Source organism: Sphingomonas ginkgonis (assembly GCF_003970925.1).
Taxonomy (GTDB): domain Bacteria; phylum Pseudomonadota; class Alphaproteobacteria; order Sphingomonadales; family Sphingomonadaceae; genus Sphingomicrobium; species Sphingomicrobium ginkgonis.
The window spans coordinates 637,373-662,195 of sequence record NZ_RWJF01000001.1; the positions used below are offsets into that span (position 1 = coordinate 637,373).

Sequence of the window (24,823 nt, forward strand, 5' to 3'; positions counted from 1 at the left end):
ACCGGCCTTACTGCTGGGGCGGCGTGTCCGCCTCTTGATCTTCGCGGCGGGCGCGGCGCGCTTCCTGGATCTGCTGCTGGAGGCAGCCGGTGAAGCCGCCGGGACCGACCGCCGAGCAGCTGTTGATCCCGGTCGCGCCGAGCGAGTTCACCTGCTGCGCGCGATTGGCCCAGCTGCTGCGCTGCTGGCGGTTGCCGCTGAGGCGCTGGTTGGGGGCGAGGCGGTAGCGTTCGCTCTCCGGGCGACGATAGCAGACCACCGCCGAATCGTCGGTCGAGCGCGGGCAGGGGTCGTTGCCGTAAACGACGATCTCGGCGATCGCCCGGCCGGTCGCGTCCTGGGTCGTGGTGGGCGCGGTCGGGGCGGTCTGCGCCGCGGCGGGCTGGACCCCGCTGACCAGGCCGGCCGTGAGGGCGGCGGCGAGCAGGCTGGCTTTGAACATCGTCACTTCCTTTCAACGTCCAAGCGGTCGAGGGGCGGAGCCGGTTCCGATCACACCCGCTTCGACACGGCGATGGCGGCCTTACAGGCCGTGCGGATGACCGCGGTGAGCAGCGGATAGGCGACGGCGCTTTCCGAGCCATGCTCGCGCGCGGTGTCGCGATGCTCGAGCTCCTCGGCCTGGAACTCGAGAATGTCGGTGCTGAGCTCGGGATCGCTGTCGCCGAGCTCGACCAGCTGCTCGGCATAATGTTTGTCGATCTCGGTCTCGACCGCGTCGGTGCAGGCCATGGCGGCCTGCGGCGAGATGAGCGCGGTGGCGGCGCCAAGCGCGAAGCCGGCGACGTGCCAGAAGGGCTGGAGCAGGGTCGGACGGACCCGCCGCTCGGCCATCAGCTGGTTGAAGCGCTTGAGATGCCGCTCCTCCTGGCTCGCCATGCGGGCGATGACGTGGGCGGCAGGCATCGACTTGCCGAGCACCGCGAGCTGGCCGGCGTAGATGCGGGTCGCGCCATATTCGCCGGCCTGGTCGACGCGGACCATCGCGGCGCGGTCGGCCGGACGCTCGCCTGGGCGGGTCAGGCGCGGGCGGGGCGGAGCGTCAGCCATGCGATTCCCAGGGCGGCGGTGAGCGAGATGATCGCGTTCCAGCCGGCCATCGAGATGCCGAGGAACTCGAACTGAATTTGGTCGCAGCGGATCATCGGCGAGAGAAGGATGTCCTGCAGGCTGCGGGCACCGGTTGCGGTGCAGGTGGTGAAGCCTTCCCACCACTTGCGCTCGACCCCGGCGTGGAACAGCCCGATCGCGCCCGAGACGCCGATCGCCAGCGCGGCGGCGAGCGTCAGCACTCGCTGGGTGCGGCTGCCGAGCGCGACGAGGAAGGCCCCGAGCGCGAAGGGCAACGCGGCGAAATGGGCGTAGCGCTGCCACCAGCACATCTCGCACGGGAACAGGCCGCCGAAGAGCTGCGACCCGTAGGCGCCGGCGAGCAGCGCCACCGGGATTAGCGCCGCCAGCAGCCGGCCGAGCGCGACCGGCGCGAACCGGTCGGACCGGGCTGCGGGGAGACCTGCCGCGCTCGCCATCGCCGGACCCTAGCGGCTCGCCGCCTTGCCGCCGGTGCCGCCGGCGACCGAGGGCTGCAGCCGCTTGAGCATGTTCAGCGCATAGTCGAGCTGGAAGTCCTTGACCCCGCGCTTCTCGAGCTCGGCGGCGGTGACGTTGAAGCGCGGATCGACCTTGTCGTCCTGCTCGAGCAGCTTGTCGTCGACCTTGGCCTGGCTCAGCAGGTGGCGGCGCAAATCGCTCTCGCGAAGCACCTTGCGGTCCTTGTAGTCGGCGTCGCTGAGCTGCGGGACGCTGATGTCGGGATCGATCCCGCCCGCCTGCACCGAGCGGCCCGACGGCGTGTAGTAGCGCGCCGTGGTCAGCCGCAGCGCGGTCGAGTTGGTGAGCGGCATGACGGTCTGGACCGAGCCCTTGCCGAAGCTCCGCTCCCCGATGACGATCGCGCGATGCTGGTCCTGCAGCGCGCCGGCGACGATCTCCGCCGCGCTGGCGGTGCCGGCGTCGACCAGCACCACCACCGGCAGGCCATGGGCGAGGTCACCCGGCTTGGCGTAGAAGCGGTCGATGTCGTCCTTGGCACGGCCGCGTTCGGAGACGATCTCGCCGCGGTCGAGGAAGGCATCGCTGACCTCCACCGCCTGGTCGAGCAGCCCGCCCGGGTTGGAGCGGAGGTCGACAACATAGCCGATCGGCTTGCCGCCGGTCGCCTTGTCGATCGCGGTCAGCGCGGCCTCGGTCGCGGCGCCGGTTTGCGCCGAGAAGCCGTTGATGTTGAGGTAGCCGATGCCGTCCTTGACCTCCCACTTGACCGGCTTCAGCTCGATCCGCTCGCGGACCATGCTGACGTCGAACGGCTTGTCGCGGCCGGGGCGGACGATGGTCAGCTTGATCGGCGAGCCGGGCGGCCCGCGCATCTTGTCGACCGCCTCGTCGAGTTCGAGCCCGTAAAGCAGCTCGCCGTTGATGTGGGTGATGTAGTCGCCCGCCTTGAGGCCGGCGCGGAAGGCGGGGGTGTCCTCGGTCGGGGTGATGACCTTGACCGTCCCGTCCTCCATCGTGACCGAGAGGCCGAGACCGCCGTAGTTGCCGTCGGTCGTGGTCTTCATGGACTCGAAGTCGGTGCCCTCCATGTAGCTGGAGTGCGGGTCGAGCGCCGCGAGCATGCCGTCGATCGCGCCCTTGACCAGGACATGGTCGTCGACCTTGTCGACATAGTTGGCACGGACGCGTTCGAACACGCCCATGAAGGTCTCCAGCTCCTTGTAGGTATCGACGTCGGCGGCGGCGAGCGAGCTGGTCGTCACCGGGACCAGCGCCAGCGCACCGACCAGCGCGAGGGGAGGGAGAAGCTTGCGAATCATGCGGACACGGCCTTTCGGCAGGACGGAAGCTCCGGTCTAGCCGGATTTGCTCCCCTTTGACAGCAGCGAGGATGAACCTGCGATGAGGGCAGCGGGCTGCGGTTCGCCCCGGTGGGTGAGCTCGAGCCCGACCGCGCCAAGCGAGCGTCCGAGCGGCTCGCCGCGGCTGACCGCGGTGCCGACGGCGAGCGGGGTGGCGGCGTTGGTCAGCATCGTCATCCAGCCGCCGCCATGGTCGATGATCACCACCCCCGCGTAGCGGCGGAACGGGCCGGCGAAGGCGATCCGGCCGTCGGCGGGGACGCTCAGCGCGACTCCGCGGCCGTTGCGGAAAGCGAGCCCGCGCGAGCGCACGCCATTGGGCGAGACCTCCCCCAGCCCGGCGGTGAGCGGCGCCGCGAGCGGCAGGCTATAGGCGAGTGGGGGCGGGATCGCGGGATCCGGCCGGCCCGGACGAGGCGGCGCCTCGGCCAGGGGAGCGAGCGCCGCCGCGAGCGCCCAGGCGCTTCTCTGGGCTGCGGCCGATCCGGCGAGCAGCCCGGCCTCCTCCCCGCTGGCGAGCGCGACGTCGCCGGCGCCGAGCGCGGCCGCCCCGAGCCGGGCAGAGCGGGCGGTCGCCTGCCGCTCGAGCCCGGCGAGCCGCTGCTGCTGGGCGCGGAGGGCCTGCTGCCCGGCGGCAAGCTCGGCGCGGGCGGCGTCGGCGCCCCGGCGGAGGCGGCGCACGGCGTCGAGCTCGGCGCGCAGGCCGGCGGTGCGGGCGCGGATCACCGGGAGCGTCGTTCCGAGCAGCGCGCGGACCCGGACATAGTCGTCGACGCTGCCGCGGTCGGCGAGCGCGAGCAGCGGGGGCCTCCGGCTCATCTGCGCCAGTCCGGCGAGGAGGGCGGAGGCGGGGCGCTGCTGCTCGGCGAGCGCGCGGGTGCGGGCCTCGATCGCCGCGGAGAGCGTCCGGGCGCGCAGGTCGGCGGCGCTGATCCGCGCCTCGGCCGCGGCGATCTCGGCCGCCGCCGCCTGCTGCTCGCCGCGCAGCCGGGCGGCCTCGTCGCCGGCGCGGTCGGCCTCGGCCTCGAGCCGGCGCGCCTCGGCCGCGGCCTCGGCCGCCTCGCGCAGCGCGCCCGCGACCGGGTCGGCGCCCGCCACCGGCGCGCTCGCAGCCGCGGCGAGCGCGGGGGCAAGGACCAGCAGGGAAGCGAGCAGCCGCACCCGCTCAACCTTCCCGATGATAGGGGTGGTTGGCAAGGATGGCGGTGGCGCGGAACAGCTGCTCGGCGAGCATGGCGCGGACGAGCAGGTGCGGCCAGGTCGCGGCGCCGAAGCCCAGCAGCAGGTCGGCACCGGCGCGGCCGTCGTCACCCAGCCCGTCGTGCGCGCCGATCAGGAAACGCGCCTCGCGCTTGCCGCCGTCGCGCCACGCCTCGAGCTTGCGGGCGAGCGCGGTGGAGGCGAGCGACGGGCCGCGTTCGTCGAGCGCGATAGTGACGCTGCCGGGGGCCAGCGGCGGGATGGTGCCGCCCCGTTCCGGAAGCTCGGTGAGCTTCACCGGCCAGGCGATCCGCTTCAGGTAGCGGTTGACCAGCTCGGCTTCCGGCGAGCGGCCGATCTTTCCGCGCGCGACGATGTGGAGGAGCATCTACCAGCCCGGCGCGGCAGCGATCGCGCGGGCGGCGGCGGCGATCAGCGCGGCGCGCGCCTTGCCGTCGGACGCCGGCCCGCTGGCCAGCACCGCGATGGCGATCCGCCGGCCCCCGGGCAGGGTCGCGATCCCGACGTCGTCGGTAACTCCGCGAAGCGAACCGGTCTTGTGCGCGAGCCGGGCTCCGGCGGGGAGCCCGGCGGCGATCCGGTCGGGTCCTGTGCGGGTGCGGCCGAGCACGTCGAGCAGCCAGGCGCGGCTGGCGGGCCGGAGCAGCTCGCCGCGGTCGATCCGCGCGAGCAGCCGGGCCATGCCGAGCGCGCTGCCCTGGTCGCGAGGGTCGGCGGCGAAGCGCGCGGCGGCCGAGTCCATCTGTGCAGGGGCGAGCGCGGGCAACGCGTCGGCGGCGACCAGCGCCTCGGCGTCGCTCCGCCCGGCGAGGCGGGGAAGGCCGATGTTGTCGAGCAGGATGCCGCCGATGTCGCGGTCGACGCGAACTCCGGCGACGCCGTGCGCGGTCGCCCAGCGCTGCACCGCCGCCGGCCCGCCGACCGCCGCGAACATCTGGTCGGCGGCGCTGTTGTCGCTCTGGGTGAGCATCGCCTCGATCCAGTTGGCGGCGGACAGGGTGACGCCGGGATGGGCGAGGACGGTCATCAGCCCGTCATGGTGCCGCCAGCGCTCGTCGAAGGGGATCGGCTCGGCGAGCGAGCGCCGGCCCTGGTCCACCGCGTCGAGGTAGGTGGCGGCAACCAGCAGCTTGACGGTGCTGGCGAGCGGAAAGGGGCGGTCGCCGTCGACGCTGATCTCGCGGCCGGTCGCGAGGTCGATCGCGGCGATCCCGGCGCCGCCCGGCTGGGCGACCGCGAGAGCCCGCAGCTGGGCCTGGAGATCGGCGGGGGTCGCGACCGGCGCCGGCGACTGCGCCGCGACCGGAGGAGCGACGAGGCCCGCGGCGGCGAGCGCGAGCAGGAACCGGCGCATCGCGCTCAGGCGACCGGCGCCGCCGTCTTGGGCTGCTCGTCCCCGAACGCCCACATGCGCTCGAGATTGTAGAAGGTGCGGACCTCGGGGCGGAACAGGTGGACGATCACGTCGTCCGCGTCGAGCAGCACCCAGTCGGCGGTCGGCAGGCCCTCGATCCGCACCGGGCGGCCGAAGTCCTGCTTGATCCGCTCGGCGAGCTTGGTCGCCATCGAGGCGACCTGGCGGGTCGAGCGACCCGAGGCGATCACCATATGGTCGGCGATGGTCGACTTGCCCGCGAGCGGGATCGACACGACGTCCTGCGCCTGATCGTCATCAAGGGAACGCAGCACCAGCGCATGAAGCGCGTCGACGTCGACGGGTGAAGACGACTGCTGATGGTCGGCAGCGTCAGGGCGTTCGTCGGGCAAGTTTTCTCCTGGTCGCAGGGGCAAGTGGCGATTCATCCCGCCGATGTGGGGAGAGGAAGCGTCGGTGCCAGTGGGGGTCGGCCTCGCGGAGGCGCGTCGCGGACATCGGGTCGGGTGGCAGGCGAAGAAAGAAAATCGCCGGTGCGCTCCAACGCGTCCAGTTCCGTGCCTGGCTGCCGGGCCGGACGAAGCGCCGGAGCCAGCCCATCGCGCGGGCCGCGCGGGCATCGTCATCATAACCGGGGCGCGAAACGACCGCAATCGGCAGCATGTTCGCGATCCGCCGCCAGTCCTTCCAGCGGTGGAATTGTGGCAGGATGTCCTCACCCATCAGCCACACGAAGCGGGTGCGGGGATGGCGGGCGAGCAGCTTGCGGAGCGTGTCGACGGTGTAGCGGGTGCCGAGCCGCGCCTCGATGTCGCTGACCCGAATGGGCGCGCGCCGCGCCATCGCCCGGGCCGAGGCGAGCCGCGCGGCGAACGGCGCCATGTCGCGCGCGCCATCCTTGAGCGGGTTGCCCGGCGAGACCAGCCACCAGACCTCGTCCAGCCCGAGCGCGCGAATGGCGTTGAGGCTCAGGCGGCGGTGCGCGCGGTGCGCGGGGTTGAAGGATCCGCCGAGAAGTCCGACCCGCTTCATCGGCCGGCCGCTAGCATGGCCGCTCCCCCGCGCCTAATGTGCGCTGCAAAGGGGAGCGTAAACATGGGCAATGCGGAGGCTATCGCGGACGCGATGACGGGCGGCGTGCTGGCGGGCGCGGTGGAGCCGGCGGCGGGAAGCGACGGGCATACGCACGAGCAGGCCTGCCTCAACTGCGGAACGACGCTGATCGGCAGCCATTGCCATCGCTGCGGCCAGGCGGCGCATGTCCACCGCACCCTCTCGGCCTTCTTCCACGATCTGCTGCACGGGGTGTTCCACTTCGAGGGCAAGATCTGGCGCACCATCCCGCTGCTGGCATGGAAGCCAGGCGAGCTCACCCGCCGCTACATCGACGGGCAGCGCGCCAGCTTCGTCTCGCCGATCGCGCTGTTCCTCTTCTTCGTCTTCCTGATGTTCGCGACGGTGAGCTCGCTGGCCCACTTCAGCACGACGGATCAGGTCAAGCGCGGGATGCTCGAGGATGCCGCGAAGACCGAGCGGCAGATCGCCGACACGCAGAAGGAGCGGGCGGCGGCCATCGCGGCGCACCGCCCGACCGCGGCGATCGACGCCCGGATCAAGGAGCTGGAGGGCGACGCCCGGCTTAGCCGGTCGATCGGCGAGAAGGGCGTGGTGGCCGGGGCGGCGACGCGGGCGGCGGACGACGTGCCCGAGTTCCTCCGCGAGCCGCTCGCCAAGGTGTCGGACAACCCGGCGCTGTTCTTCTACAAGCTCAAGTCGAGCGCCTATAAATATAGCTGGGCGCTGATCCCCATCTCGGTCCCGTTCCTGTGGCTGCTGTTCCCGTTCAGCCGCCGCTTCCGGCTCTACGATCACACGGTCTTCGTCACCTACTCGCTCTGCTTCATGAGCCTGCTGGCGACCCTCGCGACGCTGTGGAACGCGAGCGGGATCGGCGGCGCGGGGCTGCTGGTCTTCGCTCCGCCGGTCCACATGTACCGGCAGCTGCGCGGCGCCTATTCGCTCGGCTGGTTCGGCGCGCTGTGGCGGACGGCGGTGCTGACCGTCGTCGCCGGCATGGCGATGGTGCTGTTCGTCGTCGCGCTCGTCGGCCTCGGCCTGTTCGACTAGGCGAGGCTCTTCGACACCTGCTCGAGCACGTCCTTGCTGAGGGACGGCTCGGCCATGATCCGCTCCAGCGCCGCGCGCATCTTCTCCGAGCGCACCGGCTCGTAGCGCTTCCAGCGACCGAGCGGGGCGACGAACCGGGCGGCGGTCTGCGGGTTCACCCGGTCCACCGCGACGATCATCCGCGCCAGCCAGTCGTAGCCGCGTCCGTCGGCGCGGTGGAAGGCGAACGGGCTCATTGCGTAGGCGCCGGCCAGCGAGCGCACCCGGTTGGGGTTGGCGAGGTTGAAGTCGGGATGCTTCTCGAGCGCCTCGACCGCGTCGAGGGTTTCCGCCCGCGGCGCGCTCGCCTGCAGCGAGAACCATTTGTCGATGACCAGCGGGTCGCCCGCGAAGCGGCGGTAGAAGGCGTCGAGCGCCTCGTCCCACGCGTCGCCGCCGACGGTGCCGAGCGCCATCATCGCCGCCTGGCGATCGCTCATGGTGCGCGCCTCGGCGAACTGGCGGCGGGCCAGCTCGGTCCCGCGCTCCGGGTTGCCCGCGGCGATCAGGCCGAGGGTCGCCGCGCGCAGGCGACGCTGCCCCTTGGCAAGCGAGTCGAGGCTGTCGGGATCGGCTGCCGCGCCGGCGTAGGCCGCCTCCAGATCGTCGGCCAGCGCCTCGCCGATGGCGACCCGGAACGCCTCGCGCGCGGCGTGGATCGCGGCGGGATCGACCGGATCGACCTTCTCCGCCAGCTCGGCCTCGGTCGGGAGCGAGATGGCGAGCGCCTTGAAGGCGGGATCGAGCGCGTTGCTGGCGAGCGTCGAGCGGATCGCGGCGACGGTGGCGCCGGTCTCGACCGCGCCGCCATAAATCGCGGCGAGCAGGTCGCGGCTCATCAGCTCCTGCATCGCCTCGAATCGCGCGAACGGGTCCTGGTCACTGACGGCCAGCGCCTCGATCTCGCCCGCGCGGCGCTCAGCGGTGACGATGACCGGCGCGGAAAAGCCGCGGTTGATGGAGAGGAAGGCGGGCTCGCCGACGTCGTCGAAGCGCACCGAGGACTGTTCGCCGTCGAGCAGGATGAGCCGCTCGGTCGCGAGCTCTGCACCGCTCCGCTCGCCGATCAGCGCGACCCGCAGCGGGATCAGCATCGGCTTCTTGTCGGTCTGCCCGGGGGTCGCCGGAACCGTCTGGGCGAGATGCAGGGTCGCGCCGGCGCCATCCTGCTCGAGCCGGGCAAGGACCCGGGGCGTGCCGGCCTGCGAGTACCACAGGCGGAACTGCCGAAGGTCGGCGCCGCTCGCGTCCTCCATCGCCCGGACGAAATCCTCGCAGGTCACCGCCTGCCCGTCGTGCCGCTCGAAATAGAGATCGGACCCGGCGCGGAACGCCTCGGGCCCGAGGATGGTGTGCATCATCCGGATCAGCTCGGCGCCCTTGTTGTAGACGGTCGCCGTGTAGAAGTTGCTGATCTCGATGTAGCTGTCGGGGCGCACCGGGTGGGCGAGCGGGCCGGCGTCCTCGGGGAACTGGCCGGCGCGGAGTGACTTCACCTGCTCGATCCGCTCGACCGCGGCGGAGCCGATGGCGGCGGAGAAGCCCTGGTCGCGGAAGACGGTGAAGCCTTCCTTGAGGCTCAATTGGAACCAGTCGCGGCAGGTAACCCGGTCGCCCGACCAGTTGTGGAAATATTCGTGCGCGACGACCGTCGCGATCGCGTCATAATCGGCATCGCTCGCCGTCTCGGGCGCGGCGAGGATGTAGCGCGAGTTGAAGATGTTGAGGCCCTTGTTCTCCATCGCTCCGAAGTTGAAGTCATCGACCGCGACGATGTTGAAGCGGTCGAGGTCATATTCGCGGCCGTAGGTCTCCTCGTCCCACCGCATCGACTGCTTGAGCGATTCCATCGCATGGTCGGTGCGCGGCAGGTCGCCCTCGCGAACCCAGATGCCGAGCTCGACGCTGCGTCCGCTCATGGTGGTGAAGGGGTCGCTGTTGACCGCGAGGTCGCCGGCGACCAGCGCGAAGAGGTAGCTCGGCTTGGGGAAGGGATCCTCCCATACCGCCCAGTGCGAGCCGTCCTCGCCGTCGCCGGTCTCGACCGGGTTGCCGTTGGCGAGCAGCACCGGGAAGCGCGCCTTGTCGGCGCTCATCCGCACCCGGTAGCGCGACAGCACGTCCGGGCGGTCGGGAAAGAAGGTGATGCGGCGGAAGCCCTCCGCCTCGCACTGGGTGCAGAGCAGCCCGCCCGAGGCGTAGAGCCCCATCAGCTTGCTGTTCCGGTCGGGCGCGAGCGCGACGCGGGTCTCGACGACGGCGGCGTTCTCGGAAAGTTCGACCACCAGGGTCGCGCCGTCCATGGTCCAGCGCGCCTCGGCGCCGTCGACCAGCACCGCCAGCGGGACGATCTCGTCGCCGTCGAGCCGGAGCGGCCGGTCGTGCTCGCCATTCCGCTCGACGCTGAGCCGGGCGGTGACCAGCGTCTTCTCCGCCGCGAGGTCGAAGTCGAGCTCGATGGCGGGCACCAGCCAGTCGGGCGCGCGATAATCCTCCCGGCGGATCTCCTGGGGGACGACGGGCGGCGCGGTACGGGCATCGAGCATGGGCACGGACTTAGGGAGCCGCCCGCGGGGGCGCAACCGAGCCGCTTGCGCGCTCCGGTCCTCGTCGCGATACAGCCAGCGGGGAGGATCGAGCATGACCCTGTGGAGCCTGGCCGCCGCCGCCGCCGCGCAGCCGTTCGACGTCGAGACGGCGACCCGCCTCTACCTCGAGACGCTGCAAGGCCCGGCCCGGGCGCGGAGCGACGCCTATTTCGAGGGCGGCTACTGGCTGATCCTGTGGAACGGCCTGGTCGGGGCGCTGGTCAATTATCTGCTGCTGCGGACCCGCTGGTCGGCGGCTTGGGCGCGATGGGCGGAGCGGCGGACCCGGCGCCGGGCGCTGCAGACGATGCTCTATGCGATCCCGTTCGTGCTGGTCACTGCGCTGCTCAGCCTGCCCTGGACCATCTACGTCGACTATGTTCGCGAGGCTAAATACGGGCTGATGAACCAGAGCTTCGCCGGCTGGGGCGGGGAGCAGGCGATCGCCCTGCTGGTCAGCCTGGTGACGACCGCATTGATCCTCGCGGCGGTGATGGCCGTGATCCGCCGCGCGCCGCGGACCTGGTGGCTGTGGGGCAGCGCGGTGATGATGGGGTTCGCGGCGGTCGGGCTGCTGGTCACGCCCGTGTTCGTCGCGCCGCTGTTCAACCATTATACGCCAATGGCCGAGGGGCCGCTCCGCGAGCAGATCCTCGCGATGGCGCATGCCAACCGGATCCCGGCCGACAACGTCTATGTGGTCGACGCCTCGCGCCAGTCGAAGCGGATCAGCGCGAACGTGTCGGGGATCGGCCCGACGATCCGGATCAGCCTCAACGACAACCTCCTCAACCGGACGCCGCCGCAGGATGTGAAGGCGGTGATGGGACATGAGATGGGCCATTATGTGCTCGGCCACATCCCGGTGCTGATCCTCGAGTTCGGGGCGGGGACGCTCGTCCTGCTGTTCATCCTGTCGCGGGCGGTGCCGCGCATCCTCGCGCGAAGCGGCGCGCGGTGGGGGATCGAGGGCCCGGCGGACGTCGCGGCGGTTCCGCTCTACGCGGCGCTGGTTGCGCTGCTGATCATCCCGGCGACCCCGCTGCTCAACAGCATGACTCGGATCGAGGAAGCGCAGGCCGACCGCTTCGGGCTCGATGCGGCCCGCGAGCCGGACGGCTTCGCCGACGTGGCGATGCGCCTGTCCGAATATCGCAAGATCGCGCCGACCCCGCTGGAGGAGCTGCTGTTCTTCGACCACCCGTCCGGGCGGACCCGGGTCCGCGGCGCGATGGCGTGGAAGGCGCGGCACCTCGCCGAGCTTCCGCCCGGGCAGCGGACGATGGTCCGCCCCGCGCCGGTCACGCCCTAATCGGCGGGCGGCTCCGGCACCCGGGGGCGGCGTGCCGACAGGGCGGCGAGGATCCCGCCGATCGCGAGCACCGCGCCGGCGATCGACAGGCCGGTCCAGCGATAGCCCTCGAGCAGGGTGGACAGGGCCATGGCGATGATCGGGACTAGCGCCGAGCTGTACGCCGCCTTGCCTGGGCCGATCTTGCGGACCACCGGAAAGTAGAGGCTGAAGGCGAGCACCGAGGCGGCGAGCGCGAGGTAGACCAGCCCGGCCCAGTAGCCGGGGCGGGGATCGAAGCGGGGCGGCCCGGCGACCGCAAGCGCGATCGCCCCGTCGACCAGCGCGCCGAGCGCCATCATCCAGGCGAGCAGGGTGTGGATCGGGATGTGGCGGATCCGGTCGGTGGCCTGGACGACGTTGGACAGGGCCGCGCCGAGGATGCCGACGACGGTCAGGCCGAGGCCGATCAGCACCGCGCTCGTCCCGGCGGTGCTCCGCTCCAGCTCCTGCAGCGAGAGCAGCCCGATCCCGACCAGCGCGACCGCCGAGCAGGCGAGGAAGCGGCCCTGCGGGCGCTGCCCGAGGATGGCCCAGGCGAGCAGGCTGTTGGGCACCAGCAGCATGGCGAAGACGGTCGCGACCAGCCCCGAGGTGATGAAATGCTCGGCAATGTAGACCGCGTTGAAATTGACGCTGAACTGGGCGACCCCGATGAGCGCGACGGTCGGCAGGTCGGACCGGGCGATCCCGAGCGGAAGCCCCTTCAGCCGGACCAGCGCGAACATCGCGGCGGTGGCGATCAGGAAGCGGTAGGTCACCGACCATTGCGGCGGGACGCTCCCGATCTGGTCGCGGATGACGATCCAGGTCGAGCCCCAGATCAGCGTGTAGACGGTGAAGGGGAGGAGGACCTCGCGGAGGGTGCCCCGCCCCGTTTCGCTCACAGCTCGCGGATGGCGGCGGCGAGCCGGTCCACGTCGCCGAGATCCTGGTTCCAGCTGGTCACCAGCCGGGCCTCGCCGACGCCCCAGTCGTAGAAGTCGAACCCCTGCGCGCGGAGGCTGGCGGCTTCCTCGGCGGTGAGACGGACGAACACCTCGTTGGCCTCGACCGGGTGGACGAGCCGGCCCGGCGCGGCCTCGGCGAGGCGGCGGGCGGCGTCGTTGGCGTGGCGCGCATTGTCGAGCCAGACGTCATCCTCGACCATCGCCAGCAGCTGGGCGGCGAGATAGCGGCCCTTGGAGAGGAGGTGGCCCGACCGCTTGCGAAGCCGCTCGGCAGCGCTCGCCAGCTCGGGCTTGAATAGGATCAGCGCCTCGGCGGAGAAGCCGCCGTTCTTGACGAAGCCGAAGCTCAGCGCGTCGACCCCGGCCTTCCAGGTCAGCTCGGAGACCGGCACGTCGAGGCTCGCCACCGCGTTTGCGAAGCGCGCGCCGTCGAGGTGGAAGCCGAGGCCGTGGCTGCGGGCGAACTCGCCGACCGCGGCGGTCTCCTCGGGCGAGTAGGTGAGGCCATATTCGGTCGCATTGGTGATCGAGACCGCGGAGGGCTGGACCTGGTGGACGTCGGCGCGGATCCGGCCACGCGCCTCGGCGAGGATCTCGGGCGTGACCTTCGCGCCCGGGCCGTCGACCAGCAGCAGCTTGGCCCCGCCGGTGAAGAATTCGGGGGCGCCCGCCTCGTCGACGTTGATGTGGGCCTCGCGGTGGCAGAGCACGCCGCCGTAGGGCGGGACCATCGCGGCAAGCGCGATGCAGTTGGCAGCCGTCCCGCTGGTCACCCAGAGAGCGCGGACGTCCGTCCCGAACAGGCCGGAGAAGACGCCGTCGAGCCGGCGGCTCCAAGCGTCGCCGTCATAGGCGGTATCGAGGCGATTGGCCTCGGCGAAGGCCTCGAGGACGGCCGGGTGGGCAGCCGCCGCATTATCGGAGAAGAAGCGCACGCCGGGCGCATGAAGCGTCCGGCATGGCGAAGTCAACGACTAGTGTCAGCCCGGGAGGCTGTTCGAGACCGAGTTGAAGTTGGTGCCGAGCTTGCCGCCGAGCACCTGCATCCCGCCGATGGCGGCGACGGCGATCAGCCCGGCGATCAGACCATATTCGATCGCCGTGGCGCCGCGCCGGTCGGTCCCGAGCTTGAGAAGGTTGCGCATGGTCGATTCCTTTTCCGCGTGACGCTCACTTGCGGAAGGAATGGCCCGAGGATCGTTAAAGAAGAGTGAAACCAGACCCGGAGATGGTGCTGCCGGTGAGGATTGAACTCACGACCTCAGCCTTACCAAGGATGCGCTCTACCACTGAGCTACGGCAGCATCTCGGGTGTCGGGAGACGGCGCGCCTATGGCCGCGCGGGCTCCGACCTGTCAAGGGACAGACATGACCGACAAGGAAAAAGCCGAACGGCTGGCCGCGGCGCTGCGCGAGAATCTGCGGCGGCGGAAGGCGCAGGCGCGCGAACTGGAGCCGCGATCGGCGCCGGACAAGGGCGACGAGGACTGACGCCTATTCCGCGGCGAGCAGAGTCTCGGCACCGCCGAGATCGACCGAGACCAGGCGGCTGACGCCCTTCTCGATCATGGTCACGCCGTAGAGCCGGTGCATACGGCTCATTGTCACCGCATTGTGGGTGACGATGAGGTAGCGCGTCTGGGTCTCGCGGGTCATCCGCTGGAGGAGGTCGCAGAAGCGCTCGACATTGGCGTCGTCCAGCGGCGCGTCGACCTCGTCGAGGACGCAGATCGGCGCCGGGTTGGTGAGGAACAGCGCGAAGATCAGCGCGACCGCGGTCAGCGCCTGCTCGCCGCCCGAAAGGAGGGTGAGGGTCGACAGGCGCTTGCCGGGCGGCTGGGCCATGATCTCGAGCCCGGCCTCGAGCGGGTCGTCGCTCTCGACGAGCTCGAGGTGCGCCTGGCCGCCGTTGAACAGGGTGGTGAAGAGGCTGCGGAAATGCTGGTCGACCGTGCCGAACGCCTCGAGCAGCCGGACGCGGCCTTCGCGGTTGAGGCTGCCGATTGAGCCGCGCAGCCGGCTGACCGCCTGCGACAGTTCGTCGCGCTCGGCGGCGCCCTGCTGGCGCGAGCTGTCGAGTTCGGCCAGCTCCTGCTCGGCGACGAGGTTGACCGGCCCGAGCCGCTCGCGCTCGGCAGTCAGCTGTTCCCACTGGCGGGCGAGCGTCTCGCCGTCGCCGAGCGCGGCCGGGTCAAAGCCGAGCCGTTCGGGCAGCAGCGGGGGCGGGCATTCGAACCGCTCGCCGCAGTTGCGGGCGAACTCCTGCCGCCGCGCGACCTGCGCCTCGCAACGGGCATCGGCGCCCGCGCGGCGCTCGCGGGCGGAGGCGAGCGCTTCGTTGGCGTCGGACATGGCGCGCCCGAGACCGGCCAGCGCCTCCTCGGCCTCGCGCTCGGCGCTCGCGGCGGCGGCGATCAGCGCCTCGGTGGCGGAGGCCTGCTGCTCGAGCGAGCGGACGGTGGTGCGGAGCCGATCGGGCTCGTCGAGCAAAGAATCATGCTCCTCGCCGACGGCGACCCGGCGTGCCTCGGTCTCGAGCAGCCGCTTGTCGGCGTCGCTCGAACGGGCCCGCCAGGCGCCCTCCTCGCGCAGGGTGGTGGCGCTGCGCTCGCGGTCGGCGGCGACCAGCCGGGCGCGGGTCGCGGCCTCGGCCCGCTTGTCGGCAACCGCGGTGCCGGCGAGCCGCGCCGAATCCCGCGCGGCGGCGACGTCGCCCGAGAGGAGCGCCGGGTCGGGCAGCGCGGCGAGCGCCTGGCGCGCCGCGGCGAGGCTGTCGCGGGCGGCGGTCTCGACCGGCTCGAGATCGGCCAGCCGGTCCTCGAGCGCCGACTGCTGCGCCGCCAGCCGCTCCAGCCCGGCATGGGCCTGGTCGCGTGCGCGCTCAGCCTCGCGCAGCTGGCGCTGGGCGGTGGTCAGCGCGGTCCGGGCAGCCTCGGCCTCGCGGCGGAGCGCGTCCAGTGCGGCGGCCGCCTGCTCGCGGGCCGCGGACAGCGCGGCGAGGCGCTCCTCATGGGCGGGGATGGCGTGGTCGAGCTCGGCGAGCCGGTTGGCGCGGATCAGCCGATCGGCCGCGGCCGCCCCGGCGCCCTCGACCACCAGCCCGTCCCACCGGCGCATGCGGCCGCCGCGCGTGACCAGCCGCTGGCCGAGGCCGAGCGGGGCGCCGTCGTCTTCGTCGGCGACGATCACCTGCGCGAGACGGCGGGCGAGCTCGGGCGGCGCGCTGACCAGTGAGGCCAGGGTCGTGCGCTCCGCACCGGACGCGGGATCGCCGGCGGGATCGGCGCCGCCCCAGTAGCGCGGCCCCGCGGCGGCAACCGGGGCGTCGAGATCGTCGCCCAGCGCCGCGGCGAGCGCGCGCTCGAAGCCGGGGCGGACGCGGATGGCGGCGAGCACGCCCTTAGCGCTGCCCTTGGCCAGCGCCTGCTGGAGCGCACGCTGCTCGGACTGGAGCGCGGAGAGGAGGGCGCGGGCGCTGCCGAGCTCGGCTTCGGCGCGGTCGCGGTCGTCGACCAGCTGTTGGCGCCGGTCCTCGGCACCGCCGATGAGCGTCTCGGCCTCGGCAATCGCGCTCTCGGCCAGGACGGCTGTGGCGGCGGATTCGCGGACCTGGGCCTCGAGCGCGTCGCTGCTGCCCAGCGCGGCGAGCTGCGCGGCGACCCGCTGCCGATCCGCGGCGAGCCTGCTTGACTGCGCTTCGGCCGAGCGAAGCGCGGCATCGGCGACCTGACGCTCGGCGCGCATCGCCGCTTCCCGCGCCAGCACCGCGGCGAGCGCCGCCTCCGCGTCGCGCTGCGCCGCCTCGAGCCCGGTCAGCTGTTGCGCGATCGTGGCCGCGTCCTGCTCGGCGGCCGCGATCCGCTCGTCGAGTTCGGCGCGCTCGGCCTCGAGCGCGAGGATGGCGGCCGCCGCGTCGGCGCGAAGCGTGCGCTCGCGCTCGGTCTCCTTGTCGATCGAGGACTGAAGCTTCTCCAGCTCGGCGATCCGGCGCACGGTGGAGTCGAGCCGGGCGCGGGCGGTGGCGAGCGCGTGGGCGCCGTTGCGACCCTCCTCGCGGACCGAGACGGCGGCGGTGCGCCGCTCGGCGACGAGGCGCGAGGCGGCCGCCTGCGCCTCGCTCGCTTCGGTGAGCTTCGCGCCGAGCCGGGCGACCTCGCCCTGTGTCGTCCTGGTCTCGGTTGCGGCGGCCTCGGCCAGCCGGTCGGCCTCGCGCCAGCGGGCGAACAGGAGCTGCGCCTCGGCGACCCGGATCCGGTCGGACAGGAGACGGTAGCGTTCGGCGGCGCGGGCCTGGCGGCGGAGCGCGGCGGCGCGATTATCCTGATCGGAGAGCAGCTCGTCGAGGCGCTGGAGATTGGCCTCGGTCGCGCGCAGCTTCTGCTCGGCGTCCTTGCGGCGGACGTGGAGCCCGGAGATGCCCGCCGCCTCCTCGAGCATCTGGCGCCGCTCGGTCGGCTTGGCGGCGATGATCGCGCCGATCCGCCCCTGGCTGACGAGCGCGGGCGAGTGGGCGCCGGTCGCGGCATCGGCGAAGAGGAGCGAGACGTCCTTGGCGCGGACGTCCTTGCCGTCGAGCCGGTAGGCCGAGCCGGCGCCGCGCTCGATCCGCCGGGTCACCTCGCTTTCGCCGCCGGGCTGGTTGTCCGAGGGCGCCCGCTCGACCAACATCGAGACTTCGGCGAAGTCGCGCGGCGCCCGCGTCGCGGTGCCGGCGAAGATCACGTCCTCCATGCCGCCGCCGCGTAGCGACTTGGGGCTGGCCTCGCCCATGACCCAGCGGATCGCCTCGAGGAGGTTGGACTTGCCGCAGCCGTTCGGGCCGACCACGCCGGTCAGCCCGGGCTCGATCCGAAGCTCCGCCGGCTCGACGAAGCTCTTGAAGCCGCTGAGTTTCAGCCGCCGGATCTGCAAGTGTCAGCCCCCCGCGAGCATGATCAGCCGCCGACCGCCTTCTTCAGCTTCGGCTCGAGCGCCTCCCAGGTCGCCGATTCCTGCACCAGCACATTGTTGATGAGGAAGGCCGGGGTCCCGGGAATGTTGTACTGGGCGACCGCGTCGGGGTTCATCTGCGCCAGCTTGTCGATATCGCGCTGGTTGCCGAGGCAGGCATTGACCTTGGCCGAGGGCAGGCCGTGCATCGCCGCCCAGGTGGTGAGGCCGCTGTTCTGCGCATAGAAGGCGAACTGCTGCGCCGGCTGCATCGCGGCGACCTGCTGCTGCTGCGCCTCCGAGACCTTCTGGATCGCGTCGAAGAACTTCGGCTGGTCGGTGTACATGTCCTTCGACAGCTTGAAGAAGGCCTGCGGACCGGCGCAGCGCGCCACCAGCGAGAGCGTCATGTCGAGCGGGTCGCGGACGAAGTTGCGGAACTCCCAGCTGACGCGGCCCGACTTGACGTAATTGTCGATCAGCGGCTGCTCGCCCGTCTTGGCGAACTCGGCGCAATGCGGGCAGGTCAGCGAGCCATATTCGACCAGCTTCACGGCGGCGTTAGGGTTGCCCATCCGGACCCCGCCCTCCGGGGTCATGGCGGTGACCTGCGACCAGTCGCCGTTGGGCGCCTTGACCGCGGCAACCGGCTGGTTGGGGGCCTTGATCTCGTCGCCGCCCTTCTTGTTGCAGGCGCTGGAGGCGAGGATCGCCGTGGCGGCGAGCATCAGGGGTACGAACTTCATGGGGTCTCCGTGCTGTTGACCGGATTGGGCAGGGGCTGGCCGCCGCCGATTCGCGGCAGGCCGGTAGAGCGACTGATCCCGACGGCGAGCGCCTCGAGGCAGGCGCGCAGCTCGGGATCGGCGATGGTGCGGAGATTCTCGCCGACATCGGCCGGGACCGGCACCGGCTTCAGCTCCGCAGCGGCGGCGCGCGGGCGCGGCCGGGCGGCGGCGCGGCCCTGGCGGAAGGACAGCCTTGCCACCGCGGGATAGCCGAAGAAGCGATTGACCCGCTCGATGATCATCGGGGTCATGTGCTGCATCAGCGGCGCGTGCGCGCCCTCGACGCTGAGGGTCAGGGTGCCGCCCGACTTCTTGCCGGCGGGAAAGCGGATCGATTCGGGGGTCGAGACCCGGGCGTAGCGGTCGCCGACGATCTCCTTCCAGCGGCTGACCACGGCGCCCTGGACGAAGCCGAAGCGCTTGAACGCGACCCCGCCGATCTCGCCGACCATCTCGCCGGCGGGCCTGGCGCGGTTCTGCCGCGGCCGGTCCTGGTCTGTCTGTTTACGCGTCGCCATCCCCGCGCCGTCATGCCATAGCGCGGCCATGCGCGCTACCGTCGCCGACGATCTCCTTGGTCATTATCGAACCACGGCCCGCCGGCTGCCCTGGCGGGCGCCCCCCGGCGCGCCGCGGCAGGACCCGTACAAAGTGTGGCTGAGCGAGGTCATGCTCCAGCAGACCACGGTCGCGACCGTCACCCCGCGCTTCGAGCGCTTCGTCGAGCGCTGGCCGACGGTGGAGGCGCTAGCCGCGGCGCCCGACGAGGACATCCTGCAGGAATGGGCCGGGCTCGGCTACTATGCCCGGGCGCGCAACCTCATCGCCTGCGCCCGCGCGGTCGCCGCCCGCGGCGGGTTCCCGCGCACCGAGGCCGAGCTGCGGGCGCTGCCGGGACTGGGCCTCTACACCGCCGCGGCGATCGCGGCGATCGCGTTCGGCGAGCGGGCGGTGGTGGTGGACACCAATGTGGCGCGGGTGGTCGCGCGGCTGTTCGCGCTGCCCGGACCAGCCGAGGGGATCCGCGAAAAGGCGGCGGCGATCACGCCCGACGCCGAGCGTGCCGGCGATTTCGCGCAGGCGATGATGGACCTGGGCGCGACCATCTGCCGGCCGCGGGCGCCGCGCTGCGGCGAATGCCCGGTCAGCGCGCATTGCGTCGCGTTCGCGCTCGGAACGCCGGAGGAGTTCCCCGCCCGAAAGGCCAAGGCGGCGCGCCCTCATCGGCATGGAATCGCCTGGTGGAGCGAGCGCGACGGCGCGCTATGGCTCGTCCGGCGGCCGCCGACCGGACTGCTCGGTGGCATGGCCGCACTGCCGACCGGCGAATGGACCGACGCGGTGCCGGATGAGGCGCGGCGGGCGATTGCGGTGGTTCGCCACGGCTTCACCCATTTCTCGCTCGACCTCCACCTGGTCGAGGCGGACGCGCCGGTCGGGGACGGCTGGTGGCAGCCGCTCGAGCGGATTGACGAGGCGGGCCTGCCGACCCTGTTCGCCGCCTGCGTCGCGGCCGTGCGCTCGGCGGGAGGACTGCTGCGTGCCGCCTGAAGCCTTCTTCTCCGGACCGGGGCTCGACCGCGCCGACCAGCTCCGCGGGCAGCCCGAGGCAATCGCCGACCTCGCGCGCCGGCCCAACGCGCGAGCGCTGCTGTGGGACAATGGTGCGCCGGTCGTCGCTCCCGACGGGAAACTCGCCTGGCAGCCGATCGCCGGGGAGACCCCGCTGTTCCTCGGGTTTGAGGGAGAGGCGCCGCGCTTCTCCGCGCTGCCCGACGGCGGCGTGCCGGTGAACGCCCGCGCGCACTGGGGCCTGCTGGCGCAGCTCGACGAGGCCGAGGCGCCGCTGTTCGCCGCGGCGCTCAGCCTCGCCAACTGGCACCGGCGGCACGGCCATTGCTCGGTATGCGGGACCCGCACCGATCCTAACCGTGGCGGCTGGTCGCGGGCCTGCCCGACCTGCCAGGCCGAACATTACCCGCGCAGCGACCCGGTGGTGATCATGCTGGCGGAGGACGGCGATCGGCTCCTGCTCGGCCGCCAGCCGACCTATCCGCCCGGCCGATACTCGGCGCTGGCCGGCTTCGTCGAGCCGGGCGAGACGATCGAGGCGGCGGTGACCCGCGAGATCGGCGAGGAAGCCGGGATCCGGGTGGCCGACGTCCGCTACGTGGCGAGCCAGCCGTGGCCGTTCCCGTCGTCGCTGATGATCGGCTGTACCTCGACCGCTCTGGACACCGAGATCCGCATCGATACGACGGAACTGGATGACGCGCGCTGGTTCACCCGCGACGAGGTCCGCGCGGCGATGGAGGGGCGCCCGGGTGCGCCGTTCGAGGCGCCGCCGCGCTTCGCGATCGCCTTCACCCTGCTGAACCATTGGCTGGATGCTTGATGGAGCGCGCGCGCCCCACTAAGAAGCCGCCCAAATCCATCTTGAGCTTTTCTCGGGGCATCGATGAACGACCGTAACAACACCATCGCGGGCTGGGTCCTGTTCGCGGGAATCGTCGCGCTCGGCGGCTCGATCGCCACCGGGGAATATTTCAACCACGAGCGGCCCGAGAAGATGGGCTATCCGATCGAGGGCGTGGTCGAGGAAGGCGCCGGCGCCGCCGCGGCGGAGAAGCCGATCGCCTTCTACCTGGCGAGCGCGACGGCCGACAAGGGCATGGCCGTGTTCAAGAAGTGCCAGGCCTGCCACAACGCCGACAAGGGCGGCGCCAACGCGCTCGGTCCCAATCTGTGGGGCGTGCTCGGCGAGCCGGTCGGGCAGGGCAAGGGCTTCGCATTCAGCGACGCGCTGGCCAAGAAGGGCGGCAACTGGAACTTCGACCTGCTGTCGACCTGGCTGACCAACCCCAAGGCGTTCGCGCCGGGAACCAAGATGACCTTCGCCGGCCTGTCCAACCCCGAGGACCGCGCCAACGTCATCGCTTACCTCAACGCTCAGAGCGATCACCCGCAGCCGATGCCGGCGGTCCCCGCCGACACCGCCGCGGCGGCCCCGGCCGGCACCGGCAACGGCGCCAACCCGCCGAGCGACGCCAAGGCCGCGGCCGAGGTCAAGAACGGCGGCGACGCGCAGAAGGCCAAGGACCAGCCGGTGCTGACCGAGCAGCAGGCCGCGTCGGGCCCGAACAAGAGCATCGCCGGCGAAGCCGCACCCGCGGTCAGCGGCGCCTCGGACCAGCAGAAGAAGAAGTAGGGCTTTCGCCCCTGCGCCGGTCGCAGGGGCGAACCCGGGCTCAGGCGGCGGCGTCCTTCCGGCGCCGCTCGATCTCCTCATAGTGGCTGCGGACGATGTCCCACGCCTCGTCCGAGCTCTCGCACCAGTGGAACAGGTCGAGGTCGCGCTCGGACACCACGCCCTCCTCGACCAGCGCGTCGAAGTCGACCACCCGGTTCCAGAACTTCTTGCCGAACAGCAGGATGGGCAGCGGCCGGACCTTGCCGGTCTGGATCAGCGTCAGCAGCTCGAAGAACTCGTCGAACGTGCCGAACCCGCCCGGGAAGACCGCGACGGCGCGGGCGCGGAGCAGGAAGTGCATCTTGCGCAGCGCGAAATAGTGGAACTGAAAGCTCAGGCGCGGGGTGACGTACCGGTTGGGGAGCTGCTCGTGCGGGAGCACGATGTTGAGCCCGATCGATTCCTGACCCTCGTCGGTGGCACCGCGATTGGCGGCCTCCATGATCGACGGACCGCCGCCCGAGCAGACGACGAAGTGGCGCTTGCCGTCTTCCTCGATGCCGCTGGCGCTGACCAGCCGGGCGAGGTCGCGCGCGACGTCGTAATAGTGCGCCTTGGCCTTGAGCCGCTCGGCGATGACGCGCTGCTTGTCGGTCTGGGCGGCGGCGATCAGCGCGTCGGCCTTGCCCGGCTCCGGGATCCGGGCCGAGCCGTAGAAGACGAAGGTGGAGGCGATCCTGGCCTCGTCGAGCAGCAGCTCGGGCTTGAGCAGCTCGAGCTGGAAGCGGACGGGGCGGAGGTCCTCGCGCAGCAGGAACTCGGCGTCCTGGAAGGCGAGGCGGTAGGCGGGATCCTCGGTCTGCGGCGAGGAGGGGATGTGGCGGGCGGCTTCGGCGTCGACCTTGGACGACGGGAAAATACGCTTGGGAGGACGGGCTTCAGTCATAAGGGATGAGCCGTCTAACGGCTTTCCTGCGAAGGTCCAGTCAGCCCTGCTCGTGAGTCCGGCCGAAGTCCGCCGCCGCCGTGTCCTGGCCCATCTCGACGATCCCGCGGCGGATCGCGCTAGTCCGGGTGAAGAGGTCGAGCAGAGTCTCTCCGTCGTCGTTGCGGATCGCCCGCTGGAGCAGGCTGAGGTCCTCGCCGAAGCGCTGCAGCGTGTCGAGCACCGCGTCCTTGTTGGCGAGGAAGATGTCGCGCCACATGACCGGGCTGGACGCGGCGATGCGGGTGAAGTCGCGGAAGCCGCCGGCCGAATATTTGATCACCTCGCCCTCGGTCACTGCCTCGAGATCGGAGGCGGTGCCGACGATGGTGTAGGCGATGAGGTGCGGGACATGGCTGGTGACGGCGAGGACCAGATCGTGGTGGTGGGCGTCCATCACCTCGACCCGGGCACCCAGCGCCTGCCAGAAGGCGCGCAGCGCGAGGAGGGCGGGGCCGTCGCTGGTCTCGCCGGGGGTGAGAATGCACCAGCGGCCGCGGAAGAGGCTGGCGAAGCCGGCGTCGGGGCCGCTCTGCTCGGTCCCGGCGACGGGGTGCGCGGGGACGACCCTGGCCACGGACAGCACCCGCTCGAGCTCGGCGGCGACGCTGGCCTTGGACGAGCCGACGTCGCTGACGATCGCGCCGGGGCGGAGATGGGGCGCGATGCTCTCGGCCGCCGCGGTCATCGCGCCGACGGGCACGCAGAGGATCACGAGGTTGGCATCCCGGACCGCATCGGCGGCGCTGTCGACCACCGCGACGAGCCCGAGCTCGGCGGCGCGGCGGCGCACCGCCTCGTCGCTGTCGAATCCGGTCAGCGACGAGCCCGGCAGCGCGGCTCCCGCCGCCCGGGCGATCGAGGAGCCGATCAGCCCCAGCCCGATGATCGCGACTGTATTCAGCTCATCCATGCGCTCGCCCCGATTGGATCCCGTTCCCCGCCAAGACGATCCGGCGACCGAAATCAACTCTCCGCGGGACGGGTGCCGCTCCAGTCGAGGCGACGGGTCACGTACATGGTCCCGGCGAGCGCGGCGAGCATCAGCAGCGCGCCGACCAGCAGCGCATAGGCCTCGAGGCTCAGGAGCACGTAGATGACCGCGTAGAGGCCGGCGAGGATCAGCCCGACCAGCGCGCCGCGCCGCCAGCTCTTGAGCACCGCGGCGGAATAGGCGGTGTTGAGCCCGGTAATCGCCGCGGCGGCGAGGAGATAGGCGGGGGTGAAGCCGATCACCTCGGCGAAGGCGAGCAGGAGCACGAAGAAGAGCACCAGCGCCGCCCCAGCGAGCAGATATTCGCCCGGCGCCACCCGCACCCCGCCGACCAGGTCGAACAGGACGTAGGCGAGGAAGGTGAAGCCGATGAACAGAAAGCCGTACTTGGTCGCGCGGTTGACCTGCGAATAGAGATCGATCGGCTCGATGAGGCCGATCGTCGCCTGGCCGGTTGCCTCGGCGCCAGGCTGCGTCTCAGGTGACTTGCTCTCGTCGCCCTCGATGAACAGCAGCGACTTGCCGAGCGCGAGATTGCCGATGCGGTAGGCGGCCTGGAAGCCGTTCGGGCCGATCGTCCGCTCGTCGGGAAGGAAGCCGCCGGTAAAGCTAGGGCTGGGCCAGGGCGAAGCGAACTTCCACGCGGTGTCGCCCGCGCGCGGGGCGATCCCGATCGAGCCGTTGCCGCGCACCGCGTAGCGGAAGTCGACGGCGAGCCGGCTGGTGTCGCGCCCGGTGAGATCGAGCGGGGCGTAGAAGCCGGCCCCGACCAAGCTGGTACCGGGCCCGGGGCCGAGCGACAGCGGCCGGCCGTCGAGGCGGATGTCGGGATTGGCGCTCAGCCCGCGCGGGTCGGATACGCCGAAGCGGAGCTCGGCCCGGCCGAGCTCGAGCGCTCCGGCCGGAACCCCGACCTGCCCGAGGTCGGCCGGCAGGCGGAACTCGGCGCGGCCGCGGGTCAACGCGCGGTAGACAACGACGTCGTAGATGGAGCGGGTGCGGCGCTCGGGCTGCACGTCGGTCCTCGCGTCGACCCCGCTCGGCGCGACCACCAGGTGGCGCTCGACGGTGGTCGCCTGCACGACCGGCTGCCCGTTGGCGGCGGTCGCCTGGGCGGTGACCTTGAAGGGGATGACCAGCTCGGGCCCGCCGAGTATCTGCGGGCCGCCCCAGCCCTGCGCGATCGAGGAACGCGCCTGTTCCGACTGCGACTGGCGATCATAGACCATCAGCCAGGTGGCGAAGATGCCCCCGGCAAGCAGGATGGCGATCAGCAGGGCCCGGACGAACTTCGCGCTTGGACTGGGCTCAGACACGCCGACTCTCCTGCAACGAAACTCGGTTCGTCTACAGAATAGAACGTTCTGTCGT

The 24,823-nt window shown here is 71.6% G+C and carries 25 protein-coding genes and 1 tRNA gene; 6 read left to right on the top strand and 20 right to left on the bottom strand.

What is annotated here, in order from left to right:
- Positions 1–7: 7 nt before the first annotated feature.
- The 9 genes from HMF7854_RS03135 to HMF7854_RS03175 are packed head-to-tail and all read right to left on the bottom strand — an operon-like array spanning position 8 to position 6,543.
- The gene (locus tag HMF7854_RS03135) at positions 8–442 is read right to left on the bottom strand and encodes a hypothetical protein (RefSeq protein ID WP_126717768.1); all 435 of its coding nucleotides are present in this window, start codon (positions 440–442) and stop codon (positions 8–10) included.
- A 50-nt stretch (positions 443–492) separates the two neighbouring features.
- Positions 493–1,050: a demethoxyubiquinone hydroxylase family protein gene (locus HMF7854_RS03140; RefSeq protein ID WP_126717769.1), complete on the bottom strand. Its 558-nt coding sequence runs from the start codon at positions 1,048–1,050 to the stop codon at positions 493–495.
- Complete coding sequence (locus HMF7854_RS03145; RefSeq protein ID WP_126717770.1) at positions 1,020–1,529, bottom strand: disulfide bond formation protein B; 510 nt, start codon at positions 1,527–1,529, stop codon at positions 1,020–1,022. The genes HMF7854_RS03140 and HMF7854_RS03145 overlap by 31 nt, the downstream gene beginning before the upstream one ends.
- Positions 1,530–1,538: 9 nt before the next feature.
- The gene (locus tag HMF7854_RS03150; RefSeq protein WP_126717771.1) at positions 1,539–2,873 is read right to left on the bottom strand and encodes a S41 family peptidase; all 1,335 of its coding nucleotides are present in this window, start codon (positions 2,871–2,873) and stop codon (positions 1,539–1,541) included.
- Between the two features lie 36 nt (positions 2,874–2,909).
- Positions 2,910–4,076: a murein hydrolase activator EnvC family protein gene (locus HMF7854_RS03155; RefSeq protein WP_126717772.1), complete on the bottom strand. Its 1,167-nt coding sequence runs from the start codon at positions 4,074–4,076 to the stop codon at positions 2,910–2,912.
- Positions 4,077–4,080: 4 nt separating this feature from the next.
- Entirely contained in the window at positions 4,081–4,503 is a 423-nt protein-coding gene (locus HMF7854_RS03160) for a 23S rRNA (pseudouridine(1915)-N(3))-methyltransferase RlmH (protein WP_126717773.1), read from the bottom strand.
- A complete protein-coding gene (locus tag HMF7854_RS03165) occupies positions 4,504–5,490 on the bottom strand; it encodes a serine hydrolase (protein ID WP_126717774.1) in 987 nt (328 codons plus the stop codon).
- Positions 5,491–5,495: 5 nt separating this feature from the next.
- The gene (gene rsfS / locus HMF7854_RS03170; protein WP_239016813.1) at positions 5,496–5,903 is read right to left on the bottom strand and encodes a ribosome silencing factor; all 408 of its coding nucleotides are present in this window, start codon (positions 5,901–5,903) and stop codon (positions 5,496–5,498) included.
- The gene (locus HMF7854_RS03175; protein WP_126717776.1) at positions 5,884–6,543 is read right to left on the bottom strand and encodes a nicotinate-nucleotide adenylyltransferase; all 660 of its coding nucleotides are present in this window, start codon (positions 6,541–6,543) and stop codon (positions 5,884–5,886) included. Before HMF7854_RS03175 ends, rsfS begins: the two co-directional genes overlap by 20 nt.
- A gap of 63 nt (positions 6,544–6,606) precedes the next feature.
- Here HMF7854_RS03175 and HMF7854_RS03180 point away from each other — a divergent pair, with 63 nt between their 5' ends.
- Positions 6,607–7,638, top strand: coding sequence for a DUF3667 domain-containing protein (locus tag HMF7854_RS03180; protein WP_239016814.1), 1,032 nt, complete (start codon positions 6,607–6,609; stop codon positions 7,636–7,638).
- Here the strand turns inward: HMF7854_RS03180 and pepN are convergent.
- The gene (pepN, locus tag HMF7854_RS03185) at positions 7,635–10,223 is read right to left on the bottom strand and encodes an aminopeptidase N (protein WP_126717777.1); all 2,589 of its coding nucleotides are present in this window, start codon (positions 10,221–10,223) and stop codon (positions 7,635–7,637) included. The two genes, HMF7854_RS03180 and pepN, sit on opposite strands and share 4 nt — an antisense overlap.
- 94 nt (positions 10,224–10,317) lie before the next feature.
- Here pepN and HMF7854_RS03190 point away from each other — a divergent pair, with 94 nt between their 5' ends.
- On the top strand, positions 10,318–11,577 hold the full coding sequence (locus HMF7854_RS03190) for a M48 family metallopeptidase (RefSeq protein ID WP_126717778.1): 1,260 nt from the start codon (positions 10,318–10,320) through the stop codon (positions 11,575–11,577).
- Here HMF7854_RS03190 and HMF7854_RS03195 read toward each other — a convergent pair.
- From HMF7854_RS03195 to HMF7854_RS03210, 4 genes are all read right to left on the bottom strand, one after another.
- Positions 11,574–12,503: a DMT family transporter gene (locus HMF7854_RS03195; protein ID WP_126717779.1), complete on the bottom strand. Its 930-nt coding sequence runs from the start codon at positions 12,501–12,503 to the stop codon at positions 11,574–11,576. The genes HMF7854_RS03190 and HMF7854_RS03195 overlap by 4 nt on opposite strands.
- On the bottom strand, positions 12,500–13,501 hold the full coding sequence (locus tag HMF7854_RS03200; RefSeq protein ID WP_126717780.1) for a threonine aldolase family protein: 1,002 nt from the start codon (positions 13,499–13,501) through the stop codon (positions 12,500–12,502). Before HMF7854_RS03200 ends, HMF7854_RS03195 begins: the two co-directional genes overlap by 4 nt.
- Positions 13,502–13,546: 45 nt before the next feature.
- Positions 13,547–13,711 carry a Flp family type IVb pilin gene (locus tag HMF7854_RS03205; protein WP_126717781.1) on the bottom strand — a complete coding sequence of 55 codons (165 nt, stop codon included), beginning with the start codon at positions 13,709–13,711 and terminating at the stop codon, positions 13,547–13,549.
- Positions 13,712–13,795: 84 nt separating this feature from the next.
- Positions 13,796–13,870, bottom strand: a tRNA-Thr gene (locus HMF7854_RS03210).
- Between the two features lie 64 nt (positions 13,871–13,934).
- On the opposite strand from HMF7854_RS03210, the gene HMF7854_RS16160 reads away from it, so the two are divergent.
- Positions 13,935–14,057, top strand: a complete 123-nt coding sequence (locus HMF7854_RS16160) for a hypothetical protein (RefSeq protein WP_275402000.1) — start codon at positions 13,935–13,937, stop codon at positions 14,055–14,057.
- A gap of 3 nt (positions 14,058–14,060) precedes the next feature.
- Here the strand turns inward: HMF7854_RS16160 and smc are convergent, their stop codons facing one another.
- From smc to HMF7854_RS03225, 3 genes are read right to left on the bottom strand one after another with little or no spacing between them, the layout of a single operon-like run.
- The gene (gene smc / locus HMF7854_RS03215; RefSeq protein ID WP_126717782.1) at positions 14,061–17,477 is read right to left on the bottom strand and encodes a chromosome segregation protein SMC; all 3,417 of its coding nucleotides are present in this window, start codon (positions 17,475–17,477) and stop codon (positions 14,061–14,063) included.
- A 23-nt stretch (positions 17,478–17,500) separates the two neighbouring features.
- The gene (locus HMF7854_RS03220) at positions 17,501–18,241 is read right to left on the bottom strand and encodes a thioredoxin domain-containing protein (protein WP_126717783.1); all 741 of its coding nucleotides are present in this window, start codon (positions 18,239–18,241) and stop codon (positions 17,501–17,503) included.
- Positions 18,238–18,801, bottom strand: coding sequence for a DUF721 domain-containing protein (locus HMF7854_RS03225; protein ID WP_126717784.1), 564 nt, complete (start codon positions 18,799–18,801; stop codon positions 18,238–18,240). Before HMF7854_RS03225 ends, HMF7854_RS03220 begins: the two co-directional genes overlap by 4 nt.
- Before the next feature lie 28 nt (positions 18,802–18,829).
- Between HMF7854_RS03225 and HMF7854_RS03230 the strand changes: the two genes are divergently transcribed.
- The 3 genes from HMF7854_RS03230 (at position 18,830) to HMF7854_RS03240 (ending at position 21,491) form a co-directional block, all read left to right on the top strand.
- Positions 18,830–19,834 (top strand): A/G-specific adenine glycosylase, encoded by a 1,005-nt coding sequence (locus tag HMF7854_RS03230; RefSeq protein WP_126717785.1) that lies wholly within the window; start codon positions 18,830–18,832, stop codon positions 19,832–19,834.
- A complete protein-coding gene (gene nudC / locus HMF7854_RS03235) occupies positions 19,824–20,678 on the top strand; it encodes an NAD(+) diphosphatase (protein ID WP_126717786.1) in 855 nt (284 codons plus the stop codon). The genes HMF7854_RS03230 and nudC overlap by 11 nt, the downstream gene beginning before the upstream one ends.
- Positions 20,679–20,741: 63 nt before the next feature.
- Positions 20,742–21,491 (top strand): c-type cytochrome, encoded by a 750-nt coding sequence (locus HMF7854_RS03240; protein ID WP_126717787.1) that lies wholly within the window; start codon positions 20,742–20,744, stop codon positions 21,489–21,491.
- A 40-nt stretch (positions 21,492–21,531) separates the two neighbouring features.
- Here the strand turns inward: HMF7854_RS03240 and HMF7854_RS03245 are convergent, their stop codons facing one another.
- From HMF7854_RS03245 to creD, 3 genes are read right to left on the bottom strand one after another with little or no spacing between them, the layout of a single operon-like run.
- Positions 21,532–22,419, bottom strand: a complete 888-nt coding sequence (locus HMF7854_RS03245) for an LOG family protein (protein ID WP_126717788.1) — start codon at positions 22,417–22,419, stop codon at positions 21,532–21,534.
- Positions 22,420–22,459: 40 nt separating this feature from the next.
- A complete protein-coding gene (locus HMF7854_RS03250) occupies positions 22,460–23,371 on the bottom strand; it encodes a prephenate/arogenate dehydrogenase family protein (protein ID WP_126717789.1) in 912 nt (303 codons plus the stop codon).
- 53 nt (positions 23,372–23,424) lie between these two features.
- A complete protein-coding gene (creD, locus tag HMF7854_RS03255) occupies positions 23,425–24,768 on the bottom strand; it encodes a cell envelope integrity protein CreD (protein WP_126717790.1) in 1,344 nt (447 codons plus the stop codon).
- Positions 24,769–24,823: the final 55 nt, after the last annotated feature.